Here is a 19,640-nt window from a genome sequence, read left to right on the forward strand (position 1 = left end):
GGGGGGATATTATGAAAAAATGTTTGGTAAGTATTTTGTGTTTAAGTCTATCAGTAGTTATGTTAGCTGGCTGTGGGGGAACAAAAGAGGATGCAAACGTTATAAAAATTGGAGTATTTGAACCACTTACAGGTGCCAATGCAGCGGGAGGAGAGTTAGAGGTAGAAGGAATTAAACTTGCCAATAAACTTTATCCAGAAGTATTAGGTAAGAAAGTAGAGCTCGTTATTGCAGATAACAAATCAGATAAGGCAGAAGCTACAACAGCTGCAGCTAGACTTATTGAAAAAGACAAGGTGTCCGCTATTATAGGTTCATGGGGTTCAAGTCTTTCAATGGCTGCTGGAGACTTAGTGAAAAACAATAAAGTACCAGCCGTAGGAGCTTCTTGTACTAATCCAATGGTTACACAAGATAATGACTACTATTTTAGGGTATGTTTCTTAGATCCGTTCCAAGGAACAGTTATGGCCAATTATGCATATCAACAAGGATATAGAAAAATAGCTATTGTTCAGGAAGTGTCCAATGACTATGCAGTAGGGCTTGCTAACTTTTTTACAGCTGCTTTTAAGAAATTAACAGGAGATGAAAATTGTATCGTAGAAGTAGGAAATTATAATACAAATGATCAAGATTTTTCAGGTATTTTAACCAATATTAAGAGTAAAAATCCAGATGCTATTTTTGCGCCAGGGAATTTTACAGAGTCTGCGCTTGTTATTAAGCAAGCGAAAAGCTTAGGCTTAAATGTACCATTTTTAGGTGGAGATACGTGGGAAACAGAAGAGTTTTTAAATGTAGGTGGTCAAGATGTAGAAGGGGCTGTTATTACCACCTTCTTTGATGATACCGCACCTGTTACAGATGAGGCTAAAAAGTTTGTAGAAGAATACAAAAAAGAGTATGCAGATAAGGAAAGTATAGCAGCTGTATCTGCTTTGGGCTATGATGCTTACTTATTAATTCTTAAAGCTATTGAAAAAGCAGGTTCAACCGACTCAACGGCTATCCGTGATGCTATTGCAACTACAAAAGACTTTGAAGGAGTAACCGGTTCTATCACTATTAATGAACAAGGCGATGCAGACAAAAATTCAGCTGTTATTAAGACAGTAAAAGATGGGCAATTTGTTTATCTAGATACTGTAGTTATAGAGTAATATTTTTGTAGGAAAGCCCTCACTCAGTGCTCTGCGTGGTGAGGGTTTATTGTTTTATAGTGATTAAATTTACAAAAAGGAGGATAAAAAATGACTTTAGATGCCCAGACATTTATGCAACACTTGGCAAATGGCATTTCTGTGGGAAGCTTATATGCCTTAATTGCTATTGGCTACACCATGGTGTATGGTATTTTAAGACTCATTAACTTTGCTCATGGCGATATCTTTATGATGGCAGCCTATTTTGCTTTTTTTGGTATAGCAGTTTTTCATTTACCTTGGTATGTGGCCTTTTTGCTAGTAATTGGAGTAACCGTTTTGTTAGGTGCAGGTATTGAAAAGGCTGCTTATAGACCGCTTCGAGATGCACCTAAAAGCTCTGTACTTATTTCTGCAATTGGTGTTTCATTCTTATTAGAGAATTTAGCAACCTTCTTGTTCTCAGGAAAGCCAAAAGCTTTTCCGGATTTTCCTGCAATGACAAGAGTATTAGAAATAAAGGGGATATCTATTCAAGTACTGACTCTTGTTGTACCTCTCGTTACGATTCTACTTCTTTTTATACTTCTTTTTATTGTTAACCATACTAAACTAGGAATGGCCATGCGCGCGGTATCAAAGGATTATGAAATAGCACAAGTGATGGGAATTAAGATTGATCGTATCATTGCCTATACTTTTGGTATTGGTTCAAGTCTTGCGGCTATAGGAGCTATTTTGTGGGGAATGAAATATCCACAAGTTTCACCACTTATGGGGGTTATGCCTGGACTCAAATGCTTTATTGCTGCTGTAATTGGTGGAATTGGAAATATAAAAGGAGCTGTGATGGGTGGCTTTATCCTAGGACTTGCAGAAGTTCTTCTTGTAGCAGCCTTTAGTAGTTTAACAGGTTATAGAGATGCCATTGCTTTTATACTTCTTATCATTATACTCCTTGTACGTCCTACTGGCTTACTAGGAGAAAAGACAGCGGAGAAGGTGTAATGTATATGAAAAAAAGAGTAAAAACAAAAACACAATTACCCTTAAAAAATAGATGGTTACTTAATATAGGTGCTATAGTATTTTTAATTGCTTTCATCTTTATTGCTAATCAATTTTTGGATAGTTACATAAGACGTATTTTAAATTTATGTGCCATTTACACCATATTAGGATTATCTATGAATCTTATTAATGGTTTTACAGGTCTTTTTTCTTTAGGGCAAGCAGGATTTATGGCTATTGGTGCTTATGCCGTAGCTATTTTTACAGTTCCTTTAGAAGCAAGAGCAACTATTTTTTATCTTGAACCTATGCACCCAGCTATTAGCCATATTCGTTTACCTTTTGTCGTAGCACTTTTATTAGGTGGACTTTTAGCCGCCTTAGCAGCTTTTTTAATTGGTGCGCCTGTTCTAAGATTACGTGGAGATTACTTAGCTATAGCTACTTTAGGCTTTTCGGAAATTATTCGAATCGTTTTTACCAATATACAAAACATTACCAATGGAGCGTTAGGGATTAAAAACATCCCTACAATTAGTAATTTATGGTGGACATGGGGAATAGCCCTTATTGTTATTAGTAGCATGGTGCTTTTAATTCGTTCTAGTTACGGAAGAGCTTTTAAAGCTATTCGCGAAGATGAGATTGCTGCAGAAGCAATGGGAATAGGTTTGTTTAAGCACAAAGTGATTGCCTTTATGATAAGTGCTTTTATGGCAGGTATTGGTGGAGGCTTATTTGCAGCTCTTTTAGGAACAGTAGATCCTAAGCAATTTTATTTTACATTAACGTATAATTTTCTTTTGATTATTGTATTAGGTGGGATGGGGAGTATTTCAGGAACCATTATGTCCGCTTTTATTGTAACAATAGGTTTAGAATGGCTCCGATTTTTAGATGAACCTTTAAGCATAGCAGGAATTTCTATCCCTCTCTTTAGACCAGGGCTTCGTATGGTTGTTTTTTCACTTCTTTTGATGGGAGTTGTACTTTTCTATCGTAAGGGGCTCATGGGACAGACAGAGCTTAGTTGGGAAAGAATTATTGGCTTCTTTAAGAAATTTGGTAAGAAGGAAGGCAGTCAGGTTGGGGGTGACTTAAGTGAGTAATGTACTTCAACTAGACAATATTGTTATGCGTTTTGGAGGGGTAACTGCAGTCAATGATTTAACTTTACATGTAAATAAAGGGCAAATTGTAGCACTTATAGGACCTAATGGTGCAGGAAAGACAACTGCTTTTAATGTGGTAACAGGTGTTTATACACCTACCTCAGGAAAGATTCTTTTTAATGGAAAAGATATTACAGCGTTAAAACCTCATAAAATTACTCAATTAGGGATTGCTCGTACTTTCCAAAATATTAGACTTTTTAAAGAGCTCACTGTAATGGAAAATGTACTGATTGCAAAGCATTTACATTTAAAGCATGGTCTCTTTAGTACAGCCCTTCACTTACCCTGGGCAAGGAAAGAAGAAAAGGAAATGCGGATAGAATGTGAAGAACTTTTGGCGAAAGTAGGACTTATCGATTTAAAAGAGGAAGTAGCAAGTTCACTACCTTATGGCCAACAACGACATCTTGAAATTGCAAGAGCATTAGCAACTAATCCCAAACTTTTACTTTTGGATGAACCAGCAGCAGGTATGAATCCACAAGAAACCTCAGAGCTCACTCATTTTATCAAAAATATAAAAAATGAGTTTGACATGACTGTTTTTATGATTGAGCATCATATGGATTTGGTTATGGAGATTTCAGATGCTATTTATGTACTGGACTTTGGGGAGCTTATTGCACAGGGGACGCCAGATCAGATTCAACAAAATGAAAAGGTTATTGCTGCTTATTTGGGGGTGGAAGAGGATGCTTAAAGTAGAAGGATTAAAAGTAGCTTATGGTGGCATCGAGGCAGTAAAAGGAATTGACTTTGAAGTACCAGATCATACCATTGCTACCTTAATTGGTGCTAATGGTGCAGGAAAAAGCACTGTATTAAAAAGTATTGTAGGTTTAACAAAGTTATCTGAAGGTAGAATTCTTTTTGATGGTAAAAGTCTAGCTGGTTTATCCCCTGATCAAATAGTCAGTAAGGGAATTACTTTAGTACCAGAGGGAAGACGTATTTTCTCTAACTTAACCGTAGTAGAAAATATTAAAATCGGTGCTTATATGCGTAGAGATGACTTAAGTGAGGATCTGGCTTGGGTGTATGATCTTTTTCCAAGACTTAAGGAACGCTCTTGGCAGTTAGCAGGAACCTTATCAGGTGGTGAGCAGCAGATGTTAGCTGTAGCAAGGGCTCTTCTTTCTAAACCCAAGCTACTAATGATGGATGAACCATCCCTAGGGCTTGCACCACTTATTGTAAAAGGAATCTTTGATATCATTAAAGAGATTCATAAACAAGGGGTAACGATTTTATTAATTGAACAAAATGCGAATTTAGCTTTGAAAACAGCCAACATAGGCTATGTTCTAGAAACCGGAAACATTGTTATGGAAGGGCCTGGAGAAATGCTTCTTAAAAATCAAAGCATTCGTGAAGCCTATTTAGGAAAAGTAAAATAGTAGAAAAAGTTAACAAAAAATGGAAATAGATAATATACTATAGCAGATAACTAATAAGCTAGGTGATAGATATGTCTAATTGTTTAAGCTGCGGGGGAAATGCAACCTTAGTTGCTGTTCTTCTCACTGTACTATTTTCGAGATGTCTTAATAATGAGCAGCAGGATACATGGGGTAATATGCTTCTACTCATTGGTCAGGTACTTATTGTGATTGCTGCTATTGATGAAAAGGAAGAGTGTCCTAATAATTGTTATAATCATTTTGGAAGAGATTTTGGTGGTTTTGAAGGTGCTAACTACTAATAGACAGGTCTTACCACTAAAGATTAGAATTAAAGGAATAGACACAAGTAACTAAAAAGGGTAGTACAGTTGCAAACTGTACTACCCTTTTTAGTTACTGCTTTTATTAAAGAATCATACCAAGAAGCTTATTACTACGTTCTAGGAAGTTGTGCATTGCTTCTGGACTTAAGGTTTGATTAGCAAGTAAGGCTAAGTCATAAAGATGTGCACAAAGAAGAGAGGTTGTTTCTTCGTCTAAATCTTTATGAGCTAAGGAGTCAATAAGTGGGTGATTTTGATTAAGAACAAGAGTAAGCTCGTTTTGTCCCATAGGCATTCCCATACCTGCCATACCATACATTTTCATCATTTCTTGCATACGGCGACTTTCTTCAGAAACAAGAATCATAGAAGGGACGCTTTGAGATTTAAGGTTTTCAACAGATACTTTTAGCTGTTCATTATTAAGTACCTTTCTGAAAAGTCCTGTAAGCTTTTCTTCATGGGTTTTATCAGCTTCTTCCCCTTTGAGAGCACCTGCAATGTCTGCATCAATGCGCATAAATTTCACACCCTGATTATGCATTTCCATATGAGAAATAAATGGATTGTCGATAGAATGCTCAAGGTATACTGCACTTAGACCATTTTCTTTAAAGAGTGTGATATATTGAGATTGTTGGTCTTTATTAGAAACATAGAAAACCTTATTTTCATGGGTTTCTTTAGCTGTCTCTAAGTACTCACTTAAGGTAACATAGGTATCGTCTGTCGTTTTGAAAAGAAGATAATCTTTCATTTTATCATAGAATTTGCTTTCACGTAGACAACCGTATTTGATAAATGGAGCAATATCATCCCAGAATTTTTTATAATCTTCGTTTTCCTTTTTATAAAGAGAAATAAGCTTATCTGCCACCTTTTTAGTGATATAATCCGCAATTTTCTTTACAAAGCCATCATTTTGGAGAAGACTACGAGACACGTTAAGTGGTAAGTCTGGGCAGTCAATAACTCCTTTAAGAAGAAGTAAAAATTCAGGAATAACTTCTTTAATGTTCTCAGCTACAAAAACCTGGTTATTGTAAAGCTTTATACGTCCCTCAATAGTTTCTAATTCATGAGAAAGCTTAGGGAAGTACAAAATTCCTTTTAAACGGAAAGGATAATCCATGTTGAGGTGAATCCAAAAAAGAGGTTCATGGAAATCCATAAAGGTCTTACGATAAAATTCTTTGTATTCTTCAACACTACATTCATTAGGTTGTTTAGTATAAAGAGGATGTGTATCATTAATAGGCTTTGGCTCTACTACTTCAGGTGCCTTTACCTCGTTATCTTCTTCATTTACTTCAGGGGTAGGCTCGTCCTTTGCTGTTTCTTCTCTACAAGCATCCACCACATAAATAGGAAGAGGCATAAAAGAACAATATTTTTCAATGGTTTGAGAAAGCGTATAGAAATTTAAGAACTCTTTACTTTCCTCTGTTATATGAAGGGTAATGGTTGTTCCACGTGTTTCACGGCTTCCTTCGCTGATGGAATAAGTCGTTCCACCATCACAAGTCCATTTTACAGCTGTTCCAGTTTGGTAAGATACGGTATCAATAGTAATGGTTCCAGCTACCATAAAAGCAGAATAGAAACCAAGACCAAAGTGACCAATGATTTGATCTTGGTCCATCTTATCTTTATATTTTTCAAGGAAATCTTCGGCACCAGAAAAGGCAATTTGATTGATATATTTTTCGATTTCCTCCTCCGTCATACCAATCCCATTATCTTCAAAAACAAGTATCTTTTCTTTTTCATTTACAGTTACTGTTACTTTAAAAGGTTCCCCTACAGTATCAGTTGCCTCTCCTAAATCACAAAGCTTTTTAAATTTAAGGATAGCATCACATGCATTTGAAATAAGTTCGCGTGTGAAAATATCATGGTCAGAATAAAGCCATTTTTTTATAATGGGGAAGATATTCTCACTATGAATAGATAAGTTTCCTTGTTTGGACATATTGCGTCCCTCCTTGATTGATTATTAATTATATTCGTATAATAACATAAAGATTTGAAGAAATCATGATGTCACTCCTAAGTTTACCCATTTTAAGGAAGATGTCAAGATTTTGTATGTTTGCTTACATACAACAGGCCTGCAAGGCAAAGTAGTATAGCTAAAACAGATAAGCAAATGAGCCAAAGCTTATGTACAATAAAGAGAGCTGTAAAAAGCTGGAGGATGGCCATAACTAAAAGTAAAATAAAGCTCAGTTGTAATTTATTATAATTCAAGATTGTCACCTTCTTAAATAAATTGGTATTTAAAGAGAAATTTTTTGATACGCTCATCCCATATTTTATCTACACTTTTATCTAATGTAAAACCTTTATAAGCGCATCCTGTGCTACAAGTTGTTTGATTATCCTTAAGTTGAATGTTTAAGAAAAAGGTACTTACTTCAGAGGAGAGAGCCGAGGTTTTTTCTTTATTGGTAGAAAGAATGATTTTGAAATAAGAAGGCATACGCGCTCCTTGCATAAGTTCATAAACCTTTTTTTTCATTTCTCGCCAGGTGACATAATCAGAAGAAGCTACTTCTTCTTCTGTATCATAAAAGTCACTATTGCGCTTGCCATCTAAAAGTATTTTGAAAGCACTATGAATAACGACTTCTCGGACTTCAAAAGTATCGAATAAGTCAGATTTTAAAAGTTGAGACATAAATTCTTTGCGAGAGGTAATTTCAAAAACTTCCATAGTCGTTCTCCTTAATCATAATAAACTTTTTCTAGTGTAAGGCCATGGGGAGGAGCTGTCATACCTGCATCTGCACGTACTTTTTGCTCTAAGAGAGAGACCAGAGATAGAGGATCTCTTTGACCTAGTCCTACTTCAATAAGAGTACCTGTTAAAATACGTACCATATGCTGAAGGAAACCATCACCCTCATAGTAAATCTTAAGTAGACCATCTTCCTCTATGAAATCAATGGAGTAGAGAGTACGAACTGTAGATTTTTTCTTAGATTTTAAAGAAGTAAAGCTCTTAAAGTCATGGGTACCTAGTAAACATTTAGAAGCTTCCTTCATACTCGTTACGTCTAAAGGTTCTTTGAGATGATAGGCATAACGAAGTGTAAAAGGATTAGCAAAAAGATGATTATCAATAGTATAGCAATAACGTTTCTTTACTGCATTATAACGTGAATGAAAACGTAAAGAAGCAGTGGTGATTTGTAAAACTGAAATATCAGTAGGTAGATAAGTAGACAGATAGTTTGCAATCTCTTCAGGTGTAAGTTCTGTCTCCACCTGGAAATTGCAAACTTGTCCTTTTGCATGAACCCCACTGTCTGTGCGTCCAGAAGCAATAAGGACTATTGGTTTATCAAAAAGCCTAGAAAGAACATGTTCAAGCTTCCCTTGAATAGTACGTTCAGGGTGCAAAGTTTGCTTTTGAAAGCCATTGTAACGTGTACCATCATAGGCAATAATTAGTTTTAAATTTATCATAGTAACCTCTTTTCTAGAAGGAATAGGATAGTTAAGGCTATCTTTATATAAGTATAGCATATTTAAAAACTAAAGCTAAGCCTTATTCAAAGTATAAACAGAATGAAAGACAGCTATTCGTGCTAAGGTGTGTAAGCGAAAGAGATGAGCCACAAACCAGAGTCGAACAATAATAAATTTAATTCATAAAAAGTTCGGATTTAGTATTGACTTATGTCTTAATCTACGCTAATATAAACATGAAATAACGGAAAACGACATAAAATCTACACATAACACATTTTATTACATGATTAAAAATAACTTTACTTAGGAGGTAACAATGGAATTCTTTAAACTTAAGGAAAACAAAACAACAGTTAAAAAAGAAATAGTGGCAGGTATTACTACTTTTATGACAATGGCTTATATATTAGCCGTTAATCCTAACATTCTAAGTGCAGCAGGAATGAATCAACATGGTGTATTTGTAGCCACAATTCTTTCATCAGTTATTGGTACAGTTTTAATGGCACTTCTCGCAAACTATCCTTTTGCTTTAGCGCCAGGTATGGGGCTCAATGCCTTCTTTGCTTTCACCGTTGTACTTACATGGGGATATTCTTGGCAGTTTGCTTTAGCAGCAGTTTTTGTAGAAGGTATTATTTTTATTTTATTAACTTTATGTAATGTACGTGAAGCGTTATTTAATGCGATTCCAGGTTGTATGAAAGCTTCTGTAAGTGCAGGTATAGGTCTTTTTATTGCTTTCCTAGGCTTTAAGGGAGCGGGGGTAGTTGTTGCTGACCCAAGTACATTTTTGACACTAGGCAATATGTTACAGCCACAAACTGTATTATGCATGGTAGGTATTTTATTAATTGTTATTTTGATGAAACGTAATATAAAAGGCGCCATGCTTATTGGTATTATTGTAACTTGGCTTTTAGGTGTTGGGGCTGAGCTTATTGGTTGGTATCAAGTAGATGTTGAAGCAGGTGTTTATTCTCTTATTCCTAATTTTACTTCAGGACAATCTTTATTTGGTGGTTTAAGTGAAGTAGCTTTTAAATTCCCAAGTATGAATGAGATTTTTGGTAGCGCAGAAAGTCTCTTTACGTTTATCGTTGTTATGTTCTCTTTCTTATTCGTAGATTTATTTGATACATTAGGTACACTGATGGGTGTAGCAGAAAAAGCAGATTATTTAGATGAAAAAGGTCAACTTCCTAAAATTAAAGAAGCCTTCTTTGCAGATGCCATTGCCACAACTACAGGGGCTCTCTTAGGAACTTCAACAGTAACAACTTATGTAGAGAGTGCAGCAGGTGTAATGGAGGGTGGACGTACAGGTTTAACAGCTCTTACAACAGCAGGTTGCTTTATTTTATCATTATTCCTTGCTCCTATTTTCATGGCTATTCCAAGCTTTGCTACAGCACCAGCCCTTGTTGTTGTAGGTGTACTTATGATTGGAAGTATTGTGAAAGTAGATTTTGATGACATTACAGAAGCATTACCAGCTTTCTTAACAGTAGCAATGATGACTTTTACAGCAAGTATTTCAGAAGGGATTATTTTCGGAGGAATTGCTTACGTAGTAGTAAAATTCTTTACAGGTAAGAAAAAAGATATTAGTGTGATGATGTATGTTTTAGCAGCATTATTTGTAGCTAAGTTAGTCCTTTCATCAGCTATTCACTAAGGAATACAAAACCTATTGACCTTCTTAGAAAATTCAGTTAATATACAAATAGATATAAGTATAAAGCATTCCTTTTCATATAACTGACGGATAAGCAGGTAAACTGCAGGGAGTATGAAAAGTTGTAAGCCGACCGTCTGGGCACTTCTTTAATTAAAAAGAAGGCTCAGACGGTTTTTTTTATTCATAAAAAAGGAAAAGGAGAATGAAAATGAGAGCATTAATCAGTGTATCTGACAAGACAGGAATCGTAGCATTTGCTAAGGCATTAAGGGAGTTAGGTGTAGAAATTATTTCTACAGGGGGAACTTATCACACACTTCAACAAGAGGGAGTAGAAGTGATAGGAATTTCAGAGGTAACAGGCTTTCCAGAATGTTTAGATGGACGTGTAAAAACACTTCATCCAGCCATTCATGCAGGCCTTTTAAATATTCGTGCCAATGAGGAGCATCAAAAGCAAATGAAGGAACTGGGTCTTGAAAATATAGATATGGTTGTTGTTAATCTTTATCCTTTTAAAGCAACTATCTTAAAGCCAGACGTAACCTTGAAGGAGGCTATTGAAAACATTGATATTGGTGGACCTACTATGCTTCGCTCAGCTGCAAAAAATAACCAAGATGTAGCAGTTATTGTAGATCCAGCTGACTACGCTGTTGTATTAAATGAATTAAAGGCTAACAAAGAAGTTTCTACTGAAACAAAATTTTACTTAGCAACAAAAGTATTTGAACATACAGCTAATTATGACAGTATGATTGCGACTTACCTACGTAAACAAAGAGGTGACTATTCACTTCCAGAAAAATTCACTATGACTTTTGAAAAAGTGCAAGATATGCGCTATGGAGAGAATCCACATCAACAAGCTGCTTTCTACCAGGAAGTAGGTGCTACAAAAGGTACGCTTGCTGCTGCCAAACAGCTCAATGGTAAGGAGCTTTCCTATAATAATATTAATGATGCAAATGGTGCTTTAGAGCTTTTAAAGGAATTTACAGAGCCTACTATTGTAGCTGTTAAGCATGCTAACCCTTGTGGGGTAGGTAGTGGAAAAACTATTTTTGAAGCTTATAAAAAAGCGTATAAAGCAGATCCTATTTCTATCTTTGGTGGGATTGTTGTCTCTAACCAAAATATTGATAAGCAAACAGCAGAAGAGATGGCTAAAATTTTCCTAGAGATTGTTATTGCTCCAAGCTATGATGAAGCGGCCCTTGAAGTACTTTGTGCAAAGAAAAACTTACGTGTATTACAGTTAGATCATATAGACTATGTGAATCCACATATGTTAGATATGAAAAAAGTAGGTGGTGGGCTAATCGTACAGGATAAAGATCTTACACTATTAGTAGAAGAAGACTTAAAGGTTGTAACAGATAGGGCACCATCTGAAGAAGAAATGAAAGACCTCTTATTTGCTTGGAAGCTTGTTAAGCATGTGAAATCAAATGGTATTGCACTTGCTAAAGAGGGGCAATCTATTGGTATGGGTGGAGGACAAACCAACCGTATTTGGGCAACAAAACAAGCTCTTGAACATGGTCTAGAGTTCCTTGGTAAAGAAGGTGTAAAAGGAAGTGTACTTGCTTCAGATGCCTTTTTCCCTTTTGATGATTGTGTAAAAGCAGCAGTTGAATATGGGATAACAGCTATCATCCAACCAGGTGGTTCGGTAAGAGATGAGGATTCGATTAAAGTATGTAACGCACATAATATTGCTATGCTATTCACAGGGATGAGACATTTTAAACATTAGCAGGCATAAATTTTATAAATAAAAAAGGTTGTCACCATAAAAAAGTTAAAGGTGTGACAACCTTTTGCTACAAGCAAGAAAAATTAAAATTTCAATTTTTATACCATTATTTAAAAAAGCTTTGAAATTATTATCTTTTATGATAAAATGGTAGGACATGGAAGAATAGAGAAGTAATGAATAAGAAGGAGGATTAGTGGTGGAAAATGATGAATTTATGAAGAAGATTATGCTCGAGTTTAGTAGTATTAAAAACTACGACCAGAAAAAGGGCTTTCTTGAAGATTTAAATTATCATATTGGTCAGATGAAGTATTTCTACGATGAATTAACACCCAATCAAACAGGAGAACCTTCCACAACTTTTTATAGACCTAAGCAAGTTCCTCGTATTCATCAAATTGCTTATTTTAATTTAACAAGAGGTTTTCCGAAAGAACTTTATGGTGGGCATTGGTGTTACGTGCTGAAGCATTTTAAAACAAAGTTTGTTATTATCCCAACTACATCTGTAAAGGTAGATTCATTACCTCCAGATCGGGAATTTCAAATGGATATTGAAGTCAAAGATTTCCCAAACTGCTTTATCACTAGACTACAAGTAGGTGATATGCGGACAGTGGATATTCAGCGCCTTTATCCAGCCAAAGGTTTTTATGATGTAATCACAGCAAGGGAAGAGATTATACAGAACGTACAAGGGATATTATTTCCCCCACAAGAAGAAATAATATAAAAATAAAGCATATGTTGGATAAATATACAAAAAGCTACCTAAAAGGTAGCTTTTTTCATGAGAAATCTTAAAATGTAAAAGTATATTAATAAGTTGTAATTGATAAAATATACAAAATATTGTATAATACAACACAATAGAATACTAAGGGGGAAAATAGATGGACAAAAATGTAATGATTTTAATAACCTTTATTTTGTATTTAGGTATTATGCTTGGTATTGGATGGTATTTTTATTTTAAAACCAATAATTTATCTGATTACATATTAGGTGGTAGAAAGTTAGGCAAGTGGGTAACTTCATTAAGTGCACAAGCCTCTGATATGAGTGGATGGCTCCTTATGGGACTACCTGGAGCAGCTTATATAAGTGGTGTATCAGGTGCTGCTTGGATTGCTATTGGACTTGCTATTGGAACATATTTAAACTGGAAGATTGTAGCTCAAAAACTTCGTATTTATACTGAAAAGTTTAATGATTCTATTACTCTTTCTTCTTACTTTGAAAATCGTTTTGATGATAAGTCAAAAACACTTCGTATCGCTTCTTCACTTTTTATTTTGATTTTCTTTTTAGTGTATACAGCTTCAGGTTTTGTAGCAGGGGGGAAACTTTTAAATAGTGTATTTGGTATGGATTATGCGTGGGCTGTAATTATTGGTGCTTTTGTTATTATTTCCTATACCTTTTTAGGAGGTTTTTTAGCCGTTTGTTGGACCGATCTTATTCAAGGAATACTGATGTTTATAGCCATTATTATTTTGCCAATTGTTGTTATTGTTAAAGCAGGTGGAATGGGAGTTATAACACCTAACATCCAAGAAGGTTTCTTTAACTTACTTAATATAGAGATTTTATCAAATGGAACAGGAAGTATAAGCTTTGTTATAGTAAGTATACTTTCTTCACTGGCATGGGGACTTGGTTATTTTGGTCAACCTCATATTTTATGTCGCTTTATGGCGATTGAAGATCCAGAAGAGATTAAACGTTCTAGACATATTGCTATTGGTTGGGTTATTATTTCTTTAGCAGGAGCCGTTTTTTTAGGTGTTTTAGGGAGTGCAGTAATAGAGGCAGGGAGTATTCCTAACTTTGATAAAGAACATATTTTTATTACATTAGTTAAAGAATATGCACCTCTTTATTTAAGTGGGATACTTCTTTCGGCTATTTTAGCGGCTATTATGAGCACTGCAGACTCACAACTTTTAGTAACGGCATCAGCTATTTCAGAAGATCTCTATAGAGGGGTACTTAAACCTAAAGCTTCGGAGAAAGAGCTTGTATGGGTAAGTCGTTTAACTGTTATAATAGTAGCAGCTATCGCACTTTGTATAGCTCTTAACCCTGATAGTTCTGTGTTAGATCTTGTGTCTTATGCTTGGGCGGGCTTTGGAGCAACCTTTGGACCTGTTGTATTGCTCTCTTTATTTTGGAAGAAGACAACTAGAAATGGTGCCATTATAGGCATGATCGCTGGTGGAATTACCACAATTTTATGGCCACTTTTTCAAAAAGTAAGTGGTTTAGAAAATATAGCACTCTTTAGACTTTATGAGATTGTTCCAGGCTTTTTAGTAGCAATAGTATGTATCTTTGTTGTCAGTAAGTTAGAAAAAACACAGATGCAGGTAATGGAAAAATATGTTGAACATATGAAATAACAACTAAAGGAGTAGATACATGATTAAGACGACAATTATTGGATATGGGGAGCCCCATATCAAACTACTAGAAACTTATAGCTACCGTTTAGACCAGTATTTGCCGGCTTATTACCCTAAGATTTCTTGGCATGTACATAAAGCTCCATTGAAGGAACCTACAACAAGGGAACTTCTTAGGTGGTTAGAGGAGAAGGTACTTTGTCATCATCCCAATGTTGTCTTTGTTCATATCTCCTCTAAAGATAGCTATAATTTAGGTTGTCAGCTGATTAGTCTTAATGAGTTTGAAAATAATTTACAGGAACTAGTAAAACGAATTAAAGTTCATAATAATCGAACGGGATTAAATGGTTGTAAGGCTATCCCTATTTTGATAACACCACCTCCTATTAGAGAAAGTATTTCTAATAGAGGGCGTACTAATAATCGTTTAAAACAATATGTTTATGTAATTAAGCAAGTAGCAAAAGCTTATGATGTGCCGTTTATTGACCTTTTTAACCTGCTTGTAGAAAAAGAAGAGAGAGAAGGTTATTTATTAGAAGACGGCTTAAACTTGAATCAAAAGGGGCAAGATTTTCTGTATGACTTGGTTTTTATTGAATTAACCAAGCTTATTAATTACCAAGGTGTCTTAAAGGATAGGCAATCTTAGGATGAGAAATAAGAATAAAGGAGCTGTGACATTAAATCATTTAGTGCATAGCTTCTTTTTTGTATGCCAAAGAGGATACACTATACTTTGGAATGTCAACACTTTTTCGGACATTTTTCATAAGGTCAGATTACATTTACCATCAAACTTTCTGACTCTAAACGGTATTTATTCCACGTTCCCTTTACAATGAGCCTCTAGCAACATGTTCAATGGCATCAGAGGCATCTCCTAATAGTTATAGAAGAGTCCAGTAAGCTGAGATACCTTACCAAATAGCAGAAATTGCTGAGCGTCTTAGCTATAGCAATGTGCAGAATTTCATTCGTGTATTCAAGAAACATAAGGACTTTATTCTAAGACGATCTATTTACAAGGTGGTAGCCATGTGATAGCCTTTTTTGGAGGAGATGTCACTGCGTTAGTACTAAATGAATAGGGAAATGAAGGTACCATTGGCAAAAACATATGAACTTAAATGGCTTTATGCAGGGCCATTTAAGCACCTACCAGAAATAGAAAAGTTAATAGACTTTAAAAGTCCTATAGAAACAGCAGTGGGAACGGACTACTGGCGAGTAGACCAGCCTAAAATGTGGATAAGACCTTTTAAAGAGGAACAGGAATTGTGATGCTTGCAGGAATAGAAATAGAAAAAATGAAGCAGGAAGAGGTCGAGTATGAAAAAAGAATATAATCCTAAAGATTATGGCGCAGTAGGAGATGGAATTACGCTTGATACTGTTGCTATTCAGAAAGCTATCGATGAGGCTGCTCAGGCAGCAAAAGAAGGAAAGGAAGTAATCGTACGTGTACCAGCAGGTACTTATCTAACTAGCTCTTTATTTTTAGGAAGTCATATGGAATTTCATATGGAAGAAGGGGCTATACTTTTAGGGACGATAGATGAAAGTCAATACCCTGTGCTACCTACTCGAGTGGCAGGAATTGAAATGGATTGGTACGTGGGTATTCTCAATATTAACCATCAAGAGCATGTTAAAGTTTCAGGAAAAGGTAAGATTGATGGGCAAGGACCTTATTGGTGGAATAAATACTGGGGAGAAGATGAGAAAGGGGGCATGCGTAAAATTTATGACCATAAAGATCTACGTTGGTGTGTAGACTACGATTGCAAGCGTGTAAGAAATATGGTTGTCATGGAAAGTAAGCATATAGAATTAGAGGGCTTTGAAAGTGTGCGTTCTGGCTTTTGGAATATTCATGTATGTTACTCAGAGCATGTGCATATCCATCATTTATATATTCATGATAATGCTGGCCCAAGCACAGATGGCATAGATATTGATTCTTGTAATGAAGTGATTGTAGAGCATTGTAGAGTAGCTTGCAATGATGATAGCATTTGTATTAAGTCTGGGCGTGATGCAGATGGTCTTAGAGTAAATAGGATATGTCAAAATGTATTGATTCAAGAATGCGAAATTCTAACAGGTTGTGGTGTAACACTAGGAAGTGAAACTTCAGGTGGCATGAAAAATATCACCATAAGAAATTTAAAGTATTATCATACAGATTGTGGTTTTCGTATGAAATCTGCAAGGACGAGAGGGGGCTTAATAGAGGAAGTACTTGTTGAAAACCTTGAGATGATTAATGTAAAGTATCCTATAAATATGTGTTTAGACTGGCATCCAGCATATAGCTACTGTAAGATACCAGATCACTATGAGGGAGAAATTCCAGCCCACTGGCACACACTAACAGCGAAGGTTTCAGAAGAGCAGGGAATACCAAAGATTAAAAATATGATTATTCGTCATGTGATTGCTAGAAATGAACCCAATTATATGGGACCGTCAAGAGCCTTTGAAGTAGATGGGTTTAAGGAGAAGCCTATCGAAAATGTTTGCCTAGAAGATATATACATAGAAGCAAAAGAGTTTGGGCGTATAGCAGGGGTTAAGAATTGGAAATGGAAGAATGTAGATATAAGTATTGTAGGACGTAATGATGAAAAGAACGATCAATATGATATAAGATAAGTAGCAAAAAAGGTCAAATGAGTGAAACACACCTCTTAAGGCAGATGAGTTAAATAATAAAACTATCTACCCTAAGAGGTGTGTTTTTGTGAAAAATGTAGAATAATAGCATATGTTTGATGATATTATTTACCTTTTAAATCTACGTAATATGTAGTAAGACCATTGTTATAGGTTTGGTAAATAGAAACCGTATAATGAGCATTTTCATCGATTTCATTGTCCCAATACACATCATGAGAAAAAATCTTTGTGCGCCCTGTTTTTATAGTCATAATAGGAGATATATAACGGTCATCTTTAAAGTCTATTTGGTCTCTATAATATTTGTAAAGAAGTTGCATAATAGTTGCATCAAGTGTTTGAGAAACATCTAGTTTGTTCTTCGTATCGGTAGGATAATAAGATGTCCAAAAGCAATTAGTGCGTAAGGTTTGGGTCCCTATTTTAAGAATTAAGTAATCACCTTCAAGTTTAAGAGTAGCTGGTAGTATATTTAAGGTTGAAAGATTATGAGTCGGAGAAAAAAGGTCAATATTACGAAAAGCTACTTGGATACGAGGAGTTTGACTCATCACATTTCTTAATTCAATAAGTAAACTTTCTTTTTGTTCATTAGCAATAAAACTAATATAACAATCCTCTTTTTTAGCAAGCTCAATAAGGGAAACAGCCTCCTTCTCACCTACTTGCTTAGCAAGTAATAGAGCTAGTTTTTCATAGGGACTAGCTAGGAATTTATGGCTGCTATAGTCATCACTTGTTTTAGAATAAGGTAATAAAGGGGAAATGCCCCAGCTATTAGATGAAATATTCTGTGTATAGCTATATCCCATTACCTCTAGAAAGGAAAAAGGGATGTAAACTACCTCTCCATATAAGATAGAAGGGTAAGAGGTACTTATGGATTTACCATTTAGTTTAATGATACGTTCACCAGGAGTAAAGGTGAGCGTTTGATTTTGTAAGTAAAGTGAATAAGTTGGGTCAGTTTGAATAGACGTTCCGTAAGTAAGACTCATTAAATCTTCTAAAGAAACATAGAGCATGCCATCTTGCATATAAAGAGGTTCTTTAGCAACATAGGGCATATCATTTAGTAAAATAGTAGGTGGAGGGGACGCCCAAAGAGGTCGAGCCAAAAGAAGACATAAGGTAAATAATACAATCCATTTTCTTTTCACATTGCACCGCCTTTCGCCTCTTAGCATAGCATATTTATTAAAATAAATAAAGAGAGGTCTAAAATGGACCTCTCATATAGATTTTTAAATAATTAAACGAGCAAAGCTTAGGAGTTCTAATAAGGCATAGTCTTCAGCTAAGAAAGTTCAGCTAAAAGTTCAAAGAAGTTAGGAAAGGAAATACGTACACACTCTTCACCTAAAAGTTGAGAAGGGGAAGTAGCATTAAGGGCTGCTATAGTGAGAGCCATAGCCATGCGATGATCATGATAAGTTTCTAAGGTAGCACCATGAAGAGGTTTGCCACCCTCAATAATCAAACCATCTTCAGTAGCTAGAACAGCTCCCCCCATTTTACTAAGTTCAGTATGAATAGCTACAATACGATCACATTCTTTAACACGTAACTCACTGGCATCTTTAATGAGAGTTTTTCCTTTAGCAAAGCAGGCTGCCACAGCAAGAACAGGAATCTCATCAATAAGAGTTGGAATAGTAGCCCCTTCTATCGTAACTCCATGAAGAGAAGAGGTACGTACACGAAGGTCACAAACCGGTTCTCCACATACGAGGCGTTCGTTAAGAATTTTAATATCTCCTCCCATTTCAAGAAGGACATCTAAAATACCACGACGTGTAGGATTAATACCCACATTACGAATAGTTAAGTCAGAATTCGGGGTGATAAGGCCAGCTACCATAAAAAAGGCAGCTGAAGAAATATCTCCTGGTACAGTAATCTCACAAGGATAAAGCTCCTCACAAGGTGAGATAGTAACGCTGGTTCCTAGGCGTGTGACTTTAGCACCAAAGGCTTCTAGCATACGCTCTGTATGATCTCTTGAAATAAAGGGCTCTGTTACTGTTGTAGGAGAGCTAGCATAGAGACCAGCTAGTAAAATACAAGATTTAACTTGTGCACTGGCAACGGGTGATACATAGTGTATTCCTTCTAAATGGCCACCTTCTATATGTAAGGGACAAAAACGGTCTTCTTTAGCAGAAAGAGTCGCTTTCATTTGACGAAGGGGAGTAATGACTCTAGCCATCGGACGCTTTTGAATAGAAGCGTCTCCTGTTAAGGTACTGGAAAATGATTGAGCAGATAAAATACCGGAAAGTAAACGAACCGTTGTACCACTATTTCCACAATCTAAAGGTGCTAAAGGAGCAGAAAGCCCATGAAGTCCTTTACCTTTTACATAGACAGTATCCTTTTCTAGAGTGATAGAGATACCAAGTTGCCTAAAGACATGAATGGTAGATAAACAATCATCACCCATTAAGAAGTTGTGGATGATCGTCTCCCCTTTAGCTAAACTTCCGAACATTACACTGCGATGAGAAATAGATTTATCAGAAGGAATGGATAGACTTCCTCTAAGTTGTTGATGAGGTTTGATAAGCATAAGT

Annotated in this window: 19 protein-coding genes and 1 riboswitch; of the genes, 13 read left to right on the forward strand and 6 right to left on the reverse strand. The window is 35.7% G+C overall.

Features of this window, described 5'->3' with window-relative positions:
* Nucleotides 1-11 precede the first annotated feature (11 nt).
* The 6 genes from CS063_RS03190 (at nt 12) to CS063_RS03215 (ending at nt 5,033) form a co-directional block, all read left to right on the forward strand.
* Nucleotides 12-1,163 (forward strand): ABC transporter substrate-binding protein, encoded by a 1,152-nt coding sequence (locus tag CS063_RS03190; protein ID WP_099448245.1) that lies wholly within the window; start codon nt 12-14, stop codon nt 1,161-1,163.
* A gap of 90 nt (nt 1,164-1,253) precedes the next feature.
* The gene (locus tag CS063_RS03195) at nt 1,254-2,153 is read left to right on the forward strand and encodes a branched-chain amino acid ABC transporter permease (RefSeq protein ID WP_099448246.1); all 900 of its coding nucleotides are present in this window, start codon (nt 1,254-1,256) and stop codon (nt 2,151-2,153) included.
* A gap of 5 nt (nt 2,154-2,158) precedes the next feature.
* Entirely contained in the window at nt 2,159-3,265 is a 1,107-nt protein-coding gene (locus CS063_RS03200; protein WP_099448545.1) for a branched-chain amino acid ABC transporter permease, read from the forward strand.
* 25 nt (nt 3,266-3,290) lie between these two features.
* The gene (locus CS063_RS03205; protein WP_099448546.1) at nt 3,291-4,031 is read left to right on the forward strand and encodes an ABC transporter ATP-binding protein; all 741 of its coding nucleotides are present in this window, start codon (nt 3,291-3,293) and stop codon (nt 4,029-4,031) included.
* Nucleotides 4,024-4,728 (forward strand): ABC transporter ATP-binding protein, encoded by a 705-nt coding sequence (locus tag CS063_RS03210; protein ID WP_099448247.1) that lies wholly within the window; start codon nt 4,024-4,026, stop codon nt 4,726-4,728. The genes CS063_RS03205 and CS063_RS03210 overlap by 8 nt, the downstream gene beginning before the upstream one ends.
* A 71-nt stretch (nt 4,729-4,799) precedes the next feature.
* Complete coding sequence (locus tag CS063_RS03215; RefSeq protein WP_099448248.1) at nt 4,800-5,033, forward strand: hypothetical protein; 234 nt, start codon at nt 4,800-4,802, stop codon at nt 5,031-5,033.
* Between the two features lie 106 nt (nt 5,034-5,139).
* On the opposite strand, the gene htpG is transcribed toward CS063_RS03215, so the two are convergent.
* The 4 genes from htpG to truA form a co-directional block, all read right to left on the reverse strand.
* Nucleotides 5,140-7,029 (reverse strand): molecular chaperone HtpG, encoded by a 1,890-nt coding sequence (gene htpG / locus CS063_RS03220; protein ID WP_099448249.1) that lies wholly within the window; start codon nt 7,027-7,029, stop codon nt 5,140-5,142.
* 104 nt (nt 7,030-7,133) lie between these two features.
* Nucleotides 7,134-7,307 carry a hypothetical protein gene (locus CS063_RS17565; protein WP_180270657.1) on the reverse strand — a complete coding sequence of 58 codons (174 nt, stop codon included), beginning with the start codon at nt 7,305-7,307 and terminating at the stop codon, nt 7,134-7,136.
* A 13-nt stretch (nt 7,308-7,320) separates the two neighbouring features.
* Entirely contained in the window at nt 7,321-7,773 is a 453-nt protein-coding gene (locus tag CS063_RS03225; RefSeq protein ID WP_099448250.1) for a DUF5721 family protein, read from the reverse strand.
* A gap of 11 nt (nt 7,774-7,784) precedes the next feature.
* Nucleotides 7,785-8,525 carry a tRNA pseudouridine(38-40) synthase TruA gene (gene truA / locus CS063_RS03230; RefSeq protein ID WP_334293214.1) on the reverse strand — a complete coding sequence of 247 codons (741 nt, stop codon included), beginning with the start codon at nt 8,523-8,525 and terminating at the stop codon, nt 7,785-7,787.
* A gap of 325 nt (nt 8,526-8,850) precedes the next feature.
* On the opposite strand from truA, the gene CS063_RS03235 reads away from it, so the two are divergent.
* From CS063_RS03235 to CS063_RS03265, 7 genes are all read left to right on the forward strand, one after another.
* Complete coding sequence (locus CS063_RS03235; RefSeq protein WP_099448252.1) at nt 8,851-10,212, forward strand: NCS2 family permease; 1,362 nt, start codon at nt 8,851-8,853, stop codon at nt 10,210-10,212.
* Between the two features lie 69 nt (nt 10,213-10,281).
* Nucleotides 10,282-10,362, forward strand: a riboswitch (ZMP/ZTP riboswitch).
* Between the two features lie 61 nt (nt 10,363-10,423).
* Nucleotides 10,424-11,974 (forward strand): bifunctional phosphoribosylaminoimidazolecarboxamide formyltransferase/IMP cyclohydrolase, encoded by a 1,551-nt coding sequence (gene purH / locus CS063_RS03240; RefSeq protein ID WP_330400962.1) that lies wholly within the window; start codon nt 10,424-10,426, stop codon nt 11,972-11,974.
* Nucleotides 11,975-12,173: 199 nt separating this feature from the next.
* A complete protein-coding gene (locus tag CS063_RS03245) occupies nt 12,174-12,710 on the forward strand; it encodes a hypothetical protein (RefSeq protein WP_099448254.1) in 537 nt (178 codons plus the stop codon).
* A gap of 160 nt (nt 12,711-12,870) precedes the next feature.
* Nucleotides 12,871-14,379 carry a sodium/proline symporter PutP gene (gene putP, locus CS063_RS03250; RefSeq protein ID WP_099448255.1) on the forward strand — a complete coding sequence of 503 codons (1,509 nt, stop codon included), beginning with the start codon at nt 12,871-12,873 and terminating at the stop codon, nt 14,377-14,379.
* A 19-nt stretch (nt 14,380-14,398) separates the two neighbouring features.
* Nucleotides 14,399-15,037, forward strand: coding sequence for a GDSL-type esterase/lipase family protein (locus tag CS063_RS03255; protein ID WP_099448256.1), 639 nt, complete (start codon nt 14,399-14,401; stop codon nt 15,035-15,037).
* A 455-nt stretch (nt 15,038-15,492) separates the two neighbouring features.
* Nucleotides 15,493-15,669 (forward strand): hypothetical protein, encoded by a 177-nt coding sequence (locus tag CS063_RS03260; RefSeq protein ID WP_180270658.1) that lies wholly within the window; start codon nt 15,493-15,495, stop codon nt 15,667-15,669.
* 48 nt (nt 15,670-15,717) lie between these two features.
* Nucleotides 15,718-17,043: a glycoside hydrolase family 28 protein gene (locus CS063_RS03265; RefSeq protein WP_099448258.1), complete on the forward strand. Its 1,326-nt coding sequence runs from the start codon at nt 15,718-15,720 to the stop codon at nt 17,041-17,043.
* A 125-nt stretch (nt 17,044-17,168) separates the two neighbouring features.
* On the opposite strand, the gene CS063_RS03270 is transcribed toward CS063_RS03265, so the two are convergent.
* Both CS063_RS03270 and aroA read right to left on the reverse strand, forming a co-directional pair.
* A complete protein-coding gene (locus tag CS063_RS03270; protein ID WP_099448259.1) occupies nt 17,169-18,227 on the reverse strand; it encodes a stalk domain-containing protein in 1,059 nt (352 codons plus the stop codon).
* A gap of 137 nt (nt 18,228-18,364) precedes the next feature.
* Nucleotides 18,365-19,636, reverse strand: coding sequence for a 3-phosphoshikimate 1-carboxyvinyltransferase (aroA, locus tag CS063_RS03275; RefSeq protein WP_099448260.1), 1,272 nt, complete (start codon nt 19,634-19,636; stop codon nt 18,365-18,367).
* Nucleotides 19,637-19,640: the final 4 nt, after the last annotated feature.

The sequence above is a fragment of the Sporanaerobium hydrogeniformans genome, assembly GCF_002735925.1.
GTDB lineage: Bacteria > Bacillota > Clostridia > Lachnospirales > Cellulosilyticaceae > Sporanaerobium > Sporanaerobium hydrogeniformans.